Genomic DNA, 15219 nt, shown 5'->3' with positions numbered 1-15219 from the left:
GAATAAAACCTCAATTTAAATACGTCCCTAATAGTATGCATTTCATACTACTAAAACACTATTCAAACCGAGGTTATTTAATTAACTGTTACATCAAATACATCAAAATATATCTAATTGTTACATAAAAGTCTTACATTACTGCACTAAAACAAGTTAACTGAATAGACGAGAATTCGTTCCTTTGCATCGCTTCCTTCAAAGAGGTCACTACAATCAATAGGTTCCTCTTGTTCCAAGCGCACATGGTTATTTAAAAAGTTCTCCACCTCTTCATTAACATAGTAGAAAAATAACTTAATCTCCCGAGGATTATGATATAGCGAATCAAAGATATTTCCTAGTACCCGCTTAATCGTATGGAGTGCAAAAGGATTAAAGAAAAAGCATCGATCAGCCTGCTCAGGTAACTCGTAGAGAGCCGCATCACCGTGTACAAAAGACACGCGATGGCGCGCTGCTGGACTTTCACCATTAATCAAAGCCTTTTCATATAGCCGTTCATCATATTCGATGCCTATAGAATGGCAGCCCGTTTGGTAAGCCATGAAAATACTCACTCGGCCCTTGCCACTACCATAATCGATGAGCGTATTTTTCTTGCGAATATGACCACTATTTGCCAAACGCTCCAGCACGCAATAATCCGTCGGCTCATACGGATGATGCTCCGTATCAGATCGACTATCATCGCGACCAGAGGTTTTAATTTGTAATACACTTTCCCACTCTTGCTCTGTTGCCATCTATATAATCCTATTATGAAGCCTAAATTATATGACCTAATACTGATATTAATCTTAATTTCTATACATACTATACCCTTATTAGGGTACTATTTACTAGTCCAGTAACACCTATAGTATATAACAAAAGCATCCACATCGGGTGCTTTTGTTATATGAAACACTTATTAATGCCGATATGGTATACTAGGAGTAATATTTCTATTATTCTCATGTGCAGAATTATATGTCATTAAAAAGGAGTATCTACTTACATGGACAGTGATCTGACCTTAGATTTTATAATTATCATCGTATTAATCATCGCGAATGGTTTATTCTCTATGACGGAGTTAGCTATCGTAAACGCTAAAAAACGTAAGCTTGAAGAATTAGCTGAAGCAGGCAATGAACGTGCTAAAAAGGCCTTTGAGTTGGCAGAGCACCCAAATGATATGTTCTCCACGATTCAAATTGGCATTACCCTCGTTGGTATTTTAACTGGTTTATATTCTGGTGCCACCTTCTCTGGTCCTTTAGAAGAAATATTAACTGCTAATATTCCAAGCATTGAACCGTACGCAGCCTCAGTGAGCTCCTTCCTCATCGTTGCGATCATCACTTATTTATCCCTCGTTATAGGGGAGCTCGTGCCAAAACGATTAGCCTTAAATAGCCCTGAGGGCATCGCTGTGGTGGTAGCAAAACCGATTTATTGGCTCTCTGTAGCCCTAAAACCAATCGTTAGCTTCCTCGGCATTTCCACAGAATTCCTCTTAAAAATATTAGGCGTTACTGTAAAAGAAGAAGCCCCTGTTACAGAATCTGAAATTAATAAAATGCTTACCGAAGGCGTTGCCATGGGTGCTTACGAAGAGGAAGAACCTATCCTCGTAGAAAATATCTTCCATCTTGCAGATATGAACGCAGGTGATATAATGACGCCTCGTACACAGCTCAAATGGATTGATCTTAACGGTACGGAAGACGAAATCATGGAGGTTCTCAAGAATGCCAACCATTACCGCATTCCTGTAGGTACCGATTCCTTGGATGAATTAAAGGGTCTCATTACCGTATCCGACGTATTAGTTCAAATTATGCAACGTCCTAGTGAAAGTTCTATTCACGATATCATCAAAGCTTGTTTGAAAGAACCTGTTCTCGTTCCTGAATCCATTTCACTCATGAAATTATTGAACGTTCTACGTACAGAAGGCGTTCATGAAGCAATTATCCTCGACGAATATGGTGGTTTTACTGGCCTTGTCACCTTGCATGATATCATGGAGGAAATCGTAGGCCTTATGCCTTCCGGTGAGGAAGAACTCAAGGAAGAAGAAAACAAAATCATCGAACGTGATGGTGCATGGCTCGTAGATGGCCTTCTCAACGTAGATGAATTTAAAGAATTCTTTCACATCGATCAAGAATTACCAGGTGAAGAAGACGATTTATACAAAACTATGGGCGGTCTCTTAAACGTCCTCTTCGGTCGCATTCCAAAAGAATTAGACAAGGCAAAATGGGATGGCTACACCTTTGAAGTCATCGATATGGATCATACTCGTATTGATAAAATTCTTGTAACCTATGAAGAACCTATTGTAGAACAAGAAGAAGAAAAATAAAGTTCAAACTATACATAGACAAAAGCTGACAAAAGCTAAAGAAGTGAGTTCTCTTCCTATGAACTGTACCCCAGAAATTATACATATTTTTGGATACAGCTCAATCAATAGAGGACTCACTTTTTTGATACATTTTTGTATCCATAAAATAAGTAATACATATACTATCAAAATATATAGATTACTTTAAAAAATTATCACCAATTATATACATTAAGTATATAATTCTTTTATTTTCTGCATAAAGGCTAGAACTTTCAACATAAATATAGTATTATTAAATTGTATAAAATATATAATTAAACCTAATATAGAAATAATAGCTAATTTAGAAATAATTGCTATCCTAAAATAAGTTCAATAAAATATAAAGTCCTATGATCATTTTGTATAGTGTATTTCATAGGACTTATATATGGTAGTAAAAGGAGAGATTCTATGAATCAACGAATCATAGCAACCATAGGCGCCCTATTAATAGGGACCGCCATCATAAGTGGTTGTGGATCAGAAAAGCCCCCTGAAGATACAAGTCTCAAGGTGCGCACCATCACTATAGGTGAAGAGTCTGGAACTACTGATGCTGGCTATGCAGGCACCATTCATAATAAAACAGAAACAAATTTAGCCTTTCAAATTGGAGGGCGTGTCATCAACAAATTTGTAAATGTTGGTGATGTAGTACAAGCAGGCCAAGTGATTGCTCAAGTCAATGGTTCAGATACATCAGCTCAGGTGCAAAATGCTGAAGGTGCTGTAAAAGCTGCTCAATCGGCCTACGAATTGGCAGAAACCAATGCTAAACGATACCGCGAGCTCTATGCACAACAAGCAATTAGTAAATTGCAATTAGACCAAGCTGAAAACCAATTGAATGCCACATCTGCTCAATTACAACAAGCACAAGCAAGCCTTAATTTGAGCAGCAATCAAAATAGCTATACTAATTTGACGGCTCCTGATACAGGTATTATTACAGCTTTCAATATTGAAGCAGGACAAGTCGTAGCAGCCGGTCAAAGCGTTGGTACCTTAGCGGCCGGTCACGATCCAGAAGCAGTCATTGCCCTTCCTGAACAAGAATTGAGTAAAATTCATGTAGGTAGCCCTGCTACTATTACCTTCTGGGCCTTACCAGATGTAACAGTACAAGGCGTAATACGTGAAATTTCACCAGTTCCTGACCCTGTAGCCAGAACGTATACCGTAAAAATTACCTTGCAAAATGCACCTAAAGAGGTACAACTAGGTATGACGGTCAATGCTAATCTATCTACTACAGATAGTACCAATATTTCTATTCCGTTAACGGCTCTTGTAAAAGACTCTAACGGCAATAATGCGGTCTATATCATCCGCGATAAGAAGGCTCATCTCGTGCCTATCAAAACTGGTGAGTTCGGTAAGAACTCCGTCATCGTCACATCTGGTTTAGCTAAAGGTGACATTGTCATCACCGCAGGTACCCAACAATTACAAGAAGGGACGGCGGTTAGTCAATGAAACAATTTAACTTAGCCGAATGGGCTCTTAAACACAAGTCCATTATCTACTACTTCATGGCTGTGCTCCTCACCTTCGGTATCTTCTCATTCACCCATATGGGACGCATGGAAGATCCTGATTTTACGATGCGCACCATGGTGGTCGGTGTTGCTTGGCCGGGGGCTTCTCCACAAGAAATGTCGGATCAGGTAACGGACAAACTCGAAGAAAAACTACGCGACCTTCCTGGTGTAGATTATACAAAATCTTTCACAGATGGCAGTAAATCCGTTATTTATATCAATTTAAGAGAGGATTTGCCATCCGATAAGATTCGTCCCGCTTGGGAAGAAGCGCGGAATATGATCAACGACGAATGGAAATCATTGCCTGCAGGCGTTCAAGGACCGACCATCAACGACAGGTTCGACGACGTATATGGCATTATCTATGCCATCAGCGGTGATGAGTATTCGTACGAAGAAAAACGACAACAAGCAGAAGACCTAAAACGTCAGCTTTTATCTGTGCCTAATGTTAAGAAAATCAGCCTCATTGGAGTTCAACAGCAAACCCTCAATGTAACCATAAACAAGGATAAACTCGCATCCTATAAAGTCAGTACACAACAGCTGTTAACAGCGCTTAAACAGCAAAGTATGATGGTTCCAGCTGGTGTGATTACAACAGATACAAACAATGTATATCTCCGCGTCAACGGCCTATTCGATAGTCCTCAAGCGGTGCGAGATATGCCGATCCGCATCAATAATCAAACGTTGCGCCTCGGTGACATGGCTGATGTAACCATGACCTACCAAGACCCTAGCGATCCACAGTTCTATTACAAAGGTAAGCCAGCCATTGGCATCGCTATCTCCATGGATGCAGGGGGCAATAATATCGAATTCGGCGAAGCCATCGACAAAAAACTCGGGGAATTACAGAAAACGATTCCTGCCGGCCTCGAACTCAATCAAGTATCGAATCAACCGCATATCGTTAAGGAATCCATCGGCGATTTCTCTCAATCCTTATTTGAAGCCATCGCCATCGTATTGCTCGTAAGCTTTGCATCTCTCGGCTTACGAACCGGTATCGTTGTAGCCCTCACCATTCCAGTCGTTGTGTCTACAACGTTCATCTTGATGTATGAAAGCGGCATCTATCTACATAAGGTTAGCTTAGGTGCCTTAATCCTAGCTTTAGGCCTCCTCGTAGACGATGCCATCATCGTTGTAGAAATGATGAGCGTTAAGCTCGAAGAAGGATGGGGTCACTTTAAATCGGCTACCTTTGCTTACGAATCGACAGCATTCCCTATGCTATCTGGTACACTCATTACTTGTGCAGGCTTCTTGCCGTTAGCACTAGCACAAGGCATGGTAGCAGAGTTTACAAAATCCCTATCCATCGTTGTATTTATGGCACTTATTCTATCTTGGTTTGCCTCTGTTCTCGTCAGCCCTGTATTGGGTTATAAAATCATCGAAAACAAGGCTCCCAAGCCGGAATCGGAATGGACTAAACGAGACCGTATCATGCACAAGCTCAATGTGACCTTCTATGATAAGTTTGAAAAACTATTACATTGGGCTCTAGGACATCACAAGATAGTCCTACTGGCCACATTAGGAGCTTTCGTTTTATCCTTGCTTTCACTACCATTGATCAAACAGGAATTTTTCCCATCATCAACGCGTAATGAAATCATTATATCCATGCAATTTCCTCAAAGCTCATCTATCGAATATACTGCTAACCAAGCAAAACTCATCGATGAACATTTGAAAGACGACGAGCGCATTGCAACCTTCACCTCCTACATTGGACAAGGTTCTCCACGTTTCGTCCTCACCTTGGAACCGGAATTGCAACGGAACAACTTCTTGCAATATGTAATTGTTACAAAATCCTTAGAGGATCGCGATAAACTCTATGCTGAATTGACTCCGTATTTAAACGAGCAATTCCCATCGGCCCTTGTAAATACGCAATTCTTACAAATCGGTCCACCATCCAAATTTCCGGTCATGCTTCGCGTTACTGGCCCTGATCAAAAGGTGGTAAAAGAAATTGCAAATCAAGTAAAAGCTAAAATGCAAGACGATAAAGACTTACAAAATATCGCCTTTGACTGGCCAGATACAGAACCTGTAGCCAATATTCACATCGATCCAAACAAGGCACGTTTACTCGGCATCGATAGCTATGCTGTATCCTTGCACTTGCAAAGTCTATTGTCTGGTACTAAATCTGGTGAATACTATGAAGGGAACCAAACCATTCCTATTACCTTCCGTTTAGGTGACAATGAGCAACATAACTTAAGTGCTCTTTCATCCTTGCCAATTCAAACAGGAAATGGCTCCTATGTACCACTTAGCCAAATTGCAACCATTACCATGACACAAGAGGATGGTATTATCTGGCATCGCAATATGATGCCAACCATTAGTGTGCATGCCAATGTAAAAGCAGGTGTATTGGGTAATGCGAAAACGAAAGAGGTTTACAAATCCTTACAAGACATTCGCGATTCCTTGCCTACAGGCTATTCTATTGACCTAGACGGCGCCGCTGAAAAGAGTGAAACAGCCGTTCAAAAGCTATTAACACCAATGCCAATTATGCTCTTTGTAATCATGACAATCCTCATGTTCCAATTAAAGCGTATCGCCCTCATGATAATGGCTCTACTCACTGCTCCATTGGGACTAATCGGTGTTGTATTAGCACTCAATATTACGAGAACGCCATTAGGCTTTATGGCTATTCTAGGGATTATCGCCCTCTCGGGTATGATCATCCGTAACTCCATTATCTTGTTAGACCAAATCGAAATTCACAAGGCAGAAGGTCAAGAACCTCGTGAAGCGATTATCAACTCCGCTACACTTCGTTTCCGCCCTATCATGCTTACGGCTATCGCAGCGATTTTAGGCATGATTCCGCTCATGGGATCTGTATTCTGGAGCCCATTGGCCATCGCCTTCAGCGGCGGCTTACTAGTGGCAACGGTTCTAACACTCATCGTATTACCTGTCATGTATGCAAGCTGGTATAAGGTAAAATAGGATACCATAAGACAAGATAAGATAAAACACAATACAAAAACCCCCTTAAAAAAGTATTAGAAACTTTTATAGGGGGTTTTTAATAAATATCATATAAAAAAACAGCAGGGCTTTCCCCTGCTGTTTTTTTAGTCACAATAATACATTACGACTTACTTATTTCCCTTAGGATTATATTAATAATTATATCTGACTTAGTCTATTATTTATTAAACTACAACGGCTGTACCATTGCATGTAATCATAAGCATGCCATTTTGTGCACCTACTGTGCTGTATTGGAAGGATACGCCAATAATAGCATTAGCACCCAATTTAGAAGCTCGTTGAGACATTTCATCGAGAGCTGCTTTGCGCGCATTCATCAAAGAATCTTCATAGCTGCCACTACGACCACCAACGATATCGCGAATGCCAGACATGAAATCTTTCACAAAGTTACGGCCTTCTACGACTTCACCAAATACAATACCTTTGTACTCTTGTACAGGTTTGTTTTCAATATGCATAGTTGTAGTAATAATCATAATTGTATCCTTTCTAATTGATTACAATATATTTTAATTTATTATAACAAGACTTTTAGATAAAAACAAATATAGCTTTCACATAAAACAATTACATAGTATATCTCCAAAAATTACATACTATATATCAAAAATTTACATATTATACATCAAAAAAAGACCTGTTCACTACTTTCATAATGAACAGGTCTAATTTTATGTTATCTATCGAAGTCACGATCAAGGTTAACTTCTTTCAACGGCACAACTTTAGTTTTGTTGATGTATTTGTAACCAAGGTACACTGCGAAGAAGATTGGTAAGCCAATGTAGGCAACGGATACGCCGTACCAGTCGATGGTATCACCTGTGAAAGCGGAGTAGTTTTGACCACAGATGATGATGACGCAAAGAATGAACGCCAAGATTGGGCCAACTGGGAATAACCACGCTTTGTATGGCAATTCACTAAGATCTCTGCCTTGTGCGATGAAAGCACGGCGGAAACGATAGTGAGATACTGCGATACCAACCCATGCGATGAAACCACATAAACCAGAGATATTAACAATCCATGTATAAGCTGTACCTTCACCGATAAAGCTTGTTAGGAACGCAAATAAACCGATTGCTGTCGTTAAGATTAACGCAGGCACTGGAACACCGCGTTTATTTAACTTAGCAAAAATTTGAGGTGCTTGACCTTCCTTAGCGAGTGCGTACAACATACGCGTAGAAGAGTACAGACCAGAGTTACCAGCACTCAATACAGCTGTTAAGATGATAGCATTGATAAAGCTAGCAGCAAAGGCAAAACCAAAGCGGTCAAATACGAGTGTAAATGGAGAAATAGATACGTTCTCTACACTAGAGTTCAACAAATTTGGATCTGTGTACGGAATCAAGAAACCGATAACCGTGAAAGCACCGATATAGAATAATAGAATACGCCAGAAGATTGTATTAATCGCTTTTGGCACATTCTTTTCAGGGTCTTCCGCTTCACCAGCGGCTACACCGATCAGTTCAGTACCTTGGAAGGAGAATCCTGCCACCATAAAGATAGCAAGAATAGATTCCCAGCCACCTACAAATGGAGCTTCACCTACAGTCCAGTTTGCAAATCCTGGAGATGTGCCACCAATGCCAAAGATGAGCATAAAGCCACAGAATAGGAATACAAATACGGTAATCACCTTGATGCTAGAGAACACATATTCACTTTCACCAAAGGAACGAGTAGATAAATAGTTCAAGCCGAATAAAATGAGCAAGAACAGAGCAGACCATACGATGGCAGGTACATCAGGGAACCAATATTTCATGATGAGCGCCCCTGCTAATACTTCAGCAGCCAAAGTAATAGCCCAATTAAACCAGTAATTCCAACCTAAGGCAAAACCAAAGGCAGGATCTACATAGCGTTTTGCGTAAGTCCCGAAGGAACCTGGAATTGGCAAGTATGTAGCCATTTCCCCAAGAGATGTCATGAGAAAATACACCATGATACCAATGAGGCCATAAGCTACAAGAGCACCACCAGGGCCAGCTGTACTTACCACTTCACCACCAGCAACGAATAAACCTGTACCGATAGCACCACCTAAAGCAATCATATTCATATGACGCGCTTTTAAGGACCGTTTTAGGTGTTGATCTTTGTTAGACGTAAACTCTACGTTACTATTATGATTTTCAGACATGGGTCACCTCTTACAAATCTAGATTACGCACGTATTTCGCGTTATCTTCAATAAATTTACGACGAGGCTCTACCTTATCACCCATGAGGACTGTAAAGATTTTGTCAGCTTCGATAGAATCTTCTAAGCTAACTTGTAAAATCGTACGATTATCAGGGTTCATTGTAGTTTCCCATAATTGTTCAGGATTCATTTCACCTAAACCTTTATAACGTTGAATTGTAGTACCATCGCGACCTACTTCATCAAGTTTAGCAGTCAACTCTGCATCAGAGTATACATACCAGTGAGATTTACCCTTCTTGATTTGATACAAAGGTGGTTGAGCAATATAGATATGGCCTTCCTCTACCAATGGTTTCATATAGCGGTAGAAGAATGTTAATAACAAGGTACGAATGTGAGCGCCGTCAACGTCCGCATCTGTCATGATGATAATCTTGTTATAACGGGATTTTGTAATATCGAATTCATCGCCAATACCTGTACCAAAAGCGGTAATCATGGAGCGAATTTCGTTATTAGCCAAAATCTTATCTAGACGTGCTTTTTCCACGTTGAGGATTTTACCACGCAATGGCAAAATCGCTTGGTAACGACGATCGCGACCTTGTTTTGCAGAACCACCTGCAGAATCACCTTCCACAAGATAAATTTCAGTCATAGATGTATCTTTTTCGGAGCAGTCCGCCAATTTACCAGGAAGGCTAGATACTTCCAACGCATTTTTACGGCGTGTTAAGTCGCGGGCTTTACGAGCAGCCTCACGAGCACGGCTCGCCATCGTTGCTTTTTCGATGATTTTCTTCGCATCTTGAGGATGTTCTTCGAAGAATGTTTTAAGACCTTCTGTAACGATAACGTCTGTAATACCTTTAACTTCGCTATTGCCAAGTTTAGTTTTTGTTTGGCCCTCAAATTGAGGTTCCAACACTTTTACAGATACGACAGCTGTCAAACCTTCACGTACGTCTTCACCGGAAAGATTAGACTCACTTTCCTTGATCAAACCAGATTTACGGCCATAATCATTGAGGGTACGAGTCAAGGCAGCACGGAAACCAGATAGATGTGTACCACCGTCAATCGTATTGATGTTATTTACGAAGGACAACAAGTTTTCGCTATAGCTATCGTTATATTGCAATGCTACATCTACCACAACATCGTCTTTTGTATTTTCAATGTTGATAACAGTTGGATTAATTGCTTCTTTATTTTCGTTCAAGAAGGTAATGAAAGAAACCAAACCACCTTCATAGTGGAAGCTTTCAACACGAGGTTCCTCTAAGCGCAAATCGCTCAATGTAATGCGAAGGCCTTTGTTAAGGAATGCCAATTCTTGTAAACGCATTTTCAATGTATCAAAGCTAAATACGGTAGTTTCAAAGATTTCTGCATCTGGCTTGAAAATAACTGTAGTACCAGTGCCTTCGGCCTTGCCAATTTCGTGCAACTCGGAAGTTTTATGACCACGAGCAAAGGAAATCTCTTGAACAATACCATTTTGAGATACTTGAACCTTAGTCCATTCACTCAATGCATTAACTACGGAAATACCTACGCCGTGAAGACCACCAGATACCTTGTAGCCGCCACCACCGAATTTACCACCGGCATGCAATTTCGTTAATACTAGCTCTACCGCAGACATACCAGATTCATGCATCCCTGTTGGGATACCACGACCATCATCGACAACGGTAACACTATTATCTGGATTGATGGATACTTCGATATGTGTAGCATAACCAGCAAGCGCTTCGTCTACAGAATTATCTACAACTTCGTATACGAGGTGATGCAAACCACGCGCAGACGTACTACCAATATACATCCCTGGGCGTTTACGCACCGCGTCTAGACCCTCAAGAACCTGAATATTCTGAGCGCCATAATTTTGTTCAGGCATGAAACAAACTCCTCCTAACAATCTATCATACTGCACTTGATTGAAATAAAGTAACAAAACATGTACAGGATTAAACTTTATCTCTTTATTATACTATAAAACTCATCAATCCGTCTCATTAAAGTCTTAATACTGATACCAGATCCATACACACAATCATCTGTGACCACATAAGTCTTGATTTGCTCCTCTGGCACCATGGCGATATATTCTAGTGTTTCATAGTAATGAATAGGACTTTTATGGGACTTTCCACCCTTAGCATGCACCATCGTAATAATGGATTCTATGGGCACGGAAATGGTATCTCCAATATGAACGTACATAAGAATGCCCCCTCTACTTATCTAATGTCCCATTAAAGGCATCGATTTTGCGCTGTTCCTCTTCAGCAAGGAACTTTGATCGATATTTATTACACAAATTAATAACGTGCTGATCCGTCAACTCATCAGGCTTTTTGTGAGTGATGAGCATGGCCACCATAAACATATGACGGCGATTGATAGATCCTTTATAAATCTTATCAAGGTAAAAGTATATGGATTCTCGCATCGCTTCTGCAAAGTCTGAAAAACTACACTGTATAAATTGCTGGCAGTCGCTATATTTAAAGTACGGATACTTTCTAATAACCGCCTTAATCTCCTTGATATGAGCCCGATGCAATTCATATTCACAGGTTGGACAAATTTCCTTTTTAGATTTCATATGCATGCCACATCGTTTACAACGATGGTATCCATGCTGCTCTAAATAAATTTCTCGCTTTCGAGCCGTAATCTGTACTTTTCGGAAAGCAGCTTTTAATGCTTCGTTATCCGTTTGTTTCAACGATGTATCGATGGCGTCTACATCCTCTTTTGAAAGCACGATATCTGCAAAATTAATACGTTTTGTAATAATTTGTTCATCAGGAATCGTGAGAGATGTGTTAGTTTCTACTTTCACATAGCTTTGACGTTTCATGATGAAGCGAATATCAGTGATTACATCTTGGCGATAATACTTGTTGATAGCCTCGATAATACGTCGTTTTTGCATCTGTAATTCCTGCATCCACATGGAATTATCTGCACTAATAACCATATTTGGAGGCTTGATGGACACAATTTTTGTATGATCCGCAATGACATCACCTACTACATCACGCCACTTGTGAACAAGGGTATTTAATTTATATTGTTCCAGTAAATTCAGTTCTGCTAAGGCCTTTGGTAAACAAAGATCAAGGCTGTCCATACTGAACTTGTCCCCCTTCACAAGAAATAAATTGAACGGATTTCAAATCTTTAAAATCGTGAATATCTGTAGTGGTAATAAATGTTTGAATTCGTTTATGAATAAACTGCAATAAATTCGTTCGTCTCGACTCATCAAGTTCGCTCAATACATCATCCAAGAGAAGAACTGGATATTCTCCTACCTCTGACTTGATAAACTCAAGCTCACTCAACTTTAAGGACAATACAGCGGTTCGTTGCTGACCTTGCGATCCAAATTTCTTTAAATCCATAGCATCGGAAAAGAATCTTAAATCATCGCGATGAGGACCTACACTAGTGCTCAAACGATGACGATCTTGCGGCAACGCTGCTTTGATGCGTTCGTAAAAGCCTTCCTTTGTATATTCTAGTGAACCAATGTCCATATACGGCTGTTCATAACCGATGGTCAAATTCTCGAGTCCACCCGTCAATTTACGGTTCATCAAATCGATGAGCAGATTAATTTTCTTTAAGCTTTCTAATCGTTTCTTTACGATAAAGCTCGCCATATCTGCTAGCTGCAAATCCCATTCTTCAAGAGGAATAGTATTCTTTCCTCTATATTCTTTTAGGACTGCATTTCGTTGCTGTAACAGCCGATTGTACTGCATCAATTGATGATAGTATATAGCACTGGTCTGAGAGATTTCCATATCGAGGAAACGCCTACGTCCAGACGGAGTCCCCTTGATGAGCTGTAAATCTTCAGGACAGAAGATAACTGTATTTAATGTACCAATCAGTTCTTTTTGAGATATTTTTGTGTCGTTTAATCGAATATCCTTAGGGCCCTGACGGAATAATTTAATATTTACCTTTTGAGGCGTATCTTTTTTCTCGAATTTTACAACTATGCCTGCTTCTTCGGCATTGAACATGAGCATATCTGACGTATCGTTCGTACGATGGCTTTTACCAATCGTACCAACATAGATAGATTCGAGGATATTCGTCTTACCAGCCCCATTAGTGCCATATAGAACAATAATCTCAGGATTAAACTGTATCTGTACATCCTTATAATTACGAAACTGAAATAACTGCAGTGAGTCAATTCTCACCGATTATGCCTCCTCTTGTTTAATCACGAGGTCTACATCGAGACCTTCACAAGAAATCACATCACCAACGCGGCATTTCTTGCGTTTTTCCGTTACGACCTGACCATTCAAGGTAAGGATGCCTTCATCGATGAAAGATTTAATTTGACCACCTGTTTCAATGATGCCTTCTAACTTCAACAACTGATCAATTTGAATGTACTCCGTATGAATGGGTACCTGCTGTTGCTCTTTCATAACGTCCTCCTAAAGTAGACAATTAACATAAGCATATATATCATACTGAGTCCAGGTCGCTCGCTGAGCATTTTTCTTTGAAAAATTGCACGCTCCGACCAAAGTGATATTTGGTTGGAGCCCAAAGCACAGTTCTTCACTGTGGATTTTCTTAGATAACTTTGTTATCTAGAAAATCTTACGTTCAGAACAAAGCGATGCAGTGTCTCTGTCGTCGCAAGCTCCTCCATTGACTACTGCCCTGCTTTTACTTTTATGCATTCGTGCGAACTGGTGTTACTACGTATGTATAGTTCGGATTATTATCTTGGCGAATGACAACAGGACCATTTTGTTTTAAGAACAAGTGAATATTATCTCCTGTGCTGTGACGCAAGATGTCAGAGATGTAACGACCATTGAAGGAGATTGTAAAAGGTGTACCTTTAAATTCAACAGCTACGTCTTCTTTAGCCATACCGATTTCAGTATTTTGAGTAGACAATGTGACATTGCTTTCAGACCAATCATAACGAATTACGTTATAGCTGATGTCTTTAGCCAATAAGGATACGCGATCAACAGCACCAGCGAATTCGCGGCGGTCGATTACAGCGCTAGAATCGAATTGGGAAGGAATTACCTTTTCATATTCAGGATACGTGCCTTCGATTAAGCGAGAAATAATATAAATAGATTCAAAATTAAATACGATTTGTGTGCGATTCCAAATGATATTGATCATGGCTGGATTATCTGTTGGTAATAAACGAGATACTTCAGCTAACGTTTTTGTAGGAATGATAGCGCGCATTGGAGTAGTTGCTGGCTCATCGATAGTGATTTTTTTAACAGCCATACGGTGTGTATCGGTAGCAACCATAGTGACTTCGTTTTCATTGATTTCAAGAAGAGCACCCGTAAATACAGGACGATCTTCATCAGTAGCTGCTGCGTAGTTTGTTAAATCGATAAGTTCTTTCATAGCAAAGCTATCGATGTTTACATGATCTTGGTCGTGAATTTGTTCAACCAATGAGAAATCATCTGGGTGTAATGTAACAAGATTAAATTCGGAAGATCCAGATGTGATTGTCAAAGAATTTCCGTCTTCTGGTTTGTAAAGTTCGATAGTATCGCCAGGTAATTTACGAATTAATTCTTGGAAATAACGGGAACCTACTACTAAAGTACCAGGTTCTTTGATGTCTCCGTCAATTGTTAAACGGATACCTAGTTCAAAGTCGTTACCTTGCAATTCTACTTGACCATTTTTTGTAGTCATGTAAATAGCGCCTGGTAAGTTGGAACTTGTTTTATTTTGAGATACCTTTTGCAATACGTTAATTGCTTTTTGGAGATTTGCTTTTGGGAATGTAATATGCATATGTTACTCCTTTATAATTTTTATATATTGTAAAAGCACTAATAATTACTTGCTTTGTTTGTAATATTCAATGTTTACTATCGTAGATTCTCTATAGATATTCTGCGGTAGATCTATTTCTACTGATTTTTTGATTGTTTGTTAGTTTTAGTAGTAGTAATAGTAGGGGCCTGTTTATATGTGTAAAAGTGATTTGGCGCCACTAACTGTGTGAATTATGAATTGTGTATAACTATGTTGATAGTTTG

General features: G+C 39.7%; 12 protein-coding genes. 3 read left to right on the top strand and 9 right to left on the bottom strand.

Translation table 11 applies throughout. The features are described from left to right. Window positions 1–146: 146 nt before the first annotated feature. A complete protein-coding gene (locus tag E7L28_RS06765; RefSeq protein ID WP_316711550.1) occupies window positions 147–746 on the bottom strand; it encodes a class I SAM-dependent methyltransferase in 600 nt (199 codons plus the stop codon). Window positions 747–1000: 254 nt separating this feature from the next. Here E7L28_RS06765 and E7L28_RS06760 point away from each other — a divergent pair, with 254 nt between their 5' ends. The 3 genes from E7L28_RS06760 to E7L28_RS06750 all read left to right on the top strand — a co-directional run bounded on the left by E7L28_RS06760 (window position 1001) and on the right by E7L28_RS06750 (window position 6918). Then, window positions 1001–2356, top strand: a complete 1356-nt coding sequence (locus E7L28_RS06760) for a hemolysin family protein (protein ID WP_316711549.1) — start codon at window positions 1001–1003, stop codon at window positions 2354–2356. Between the two features lie 438 nt (window positions 2357–2794). Beyond that, window positions 2795–3859 carry an efflux RND transporter periplasmic adaptor subunit gene (locus tag E7L28_RS06755; protein ID WP_316711547.1) on the top strand — a complete coding sequence of 355 codons (1065 nt, stop codon included), beginning with the start codon at window positions 2795–2797 and terminating at the stop codon, window positions 3857–3859. Continuing rightward, a complete protein-coding gene (locus E7L28_RS06750; protein ID WP_278473080.1) occupies window positions 3856–6918 on the top strand; it encodes an efflux RND transporter permease subunit in 3063 nt (1020 codons plus the stop codon). Before E7L28_RS06755 ends, E7L28_RS06750 begins: the two co-directional genes overlap by 4 nt. A 209-nt stretch (window positions 6919–7127) precedes the next feature. Here E7L28_RS06750 and E7L28_RS06745 read toward each other — a convergent pair whose 3' ends face one another. From E7L28_RS06745 to dnaN, 8 genes are all read right to left on the bottom strand, one after another. After that, a complete protein-coding gene (locus E7L28_RS06745) occupies window positions 7128–7445 on the bottom strand; it encodes a YbjQ family protein (protein WP_004692937.1) in 318 nt (105 codons plus the stop codon). 200 nt (window positions 7446–7645) lie between these two features. Then, window positions 7646–9127 (bottom strand): amino acid permease, encoded by a 1482-nt coding sequence (locus E7L28_RS06740; protein WP_004698078.1) that lies wholly within the window; start codon window positions 9125–9127, stop codon window positions 7646–7648. 10 nt (window positions 9128–9137) lie between these two features. Further along, window positions 9138–11039, bottom strand: coding sequence for a DNA topoisomerase (ATP-hydrolyzing) subunit B (gyrB, locus tag E7L28_RS06735; protein WP_004698069.1), 1902 nt, complete (start codon window positions 11037–11039; stop codon window positions 9138–9140). A gap of 77 nt (window positions 11040–11116) precedes the next feature. After that, window positions 11117–11365 (bottom strand): DUF370 domain-containing protein, encoded by a 249-nt coding sequence (locus E7L28_RS06730; RefSeq protein ID WP_077707873.1) that lies wholly within the window; start codon window positions 11363–11365, stop codon window positions 11117–11119. Between the two features lie 13 nt (window positions 11366–11378). Next, window positions 11379–12281 (bottom strand): DciA family protein, encoded by a 903-nt coding sequence (locus E7L28_RS06725; RefSeq protein ID WP_077707872.1) that lies wholly within the window; start codon window positions 12279–12281, stop codon window positions 11379–11381. Beyond that, complete coding sequence (gene recF / locus E7L28_RS06720) at window positions 12268–13368, bottom strand: DNA replication/repair protein RecF (RefSeq protein WP_077707871.1); 1101 nt, start codon at window positions 13366–13368, stop codon at window positions 12268–12270. Before recF ends, E7L28_RS06725 begins: the two co-directional genes overlap by 14 nt. Window positions 13369–13371: 3 nt before the next feature. Continuing rightward, on the bottom strand, window positions 13372–13605 hold the full coding sequence (locus E7L28_RS06715; RefSeq protein WP_077707870.1) for an RNA-binding S4 domain-containing protein: 234 nt from the start codon (window positions 13603–13605) through the stop codon (window positions 13372–13374). 253 nt (window positions 13606–13858) lie between these two features. Then, window positions 13859–14971 carry a DNA polymerase III subunit beta gene (gene dnaN, locus E7L28_RS06710; RefSeq protein WP_024061177.1) on the bottom strand — a complete coding sequence of 371 codons (1113 nt, stop codon included), beginning with the start codon at window positions 14969–14971 and terminating at the stop codon, window positions 13859–13861. Between the last annotated feature and the right edge of the window lie 248 nt (window positions 14972–15219).

The organism is Veillonella parvula (assembly GCF_032575955.1).
In the GTDB taxonomy this organism is placed as follows: domain Bacteria; phylum Bacillota; class Negativicutes; order Veillonellales; family Veillonellaceae; genus Veillonella; species Veillonella parvula_J.
The sequence above is the reverse complement of the archived record's forward strand: the minus strand, read 5'-3'. Positions and strand labels throughout refer to the sequence as shown.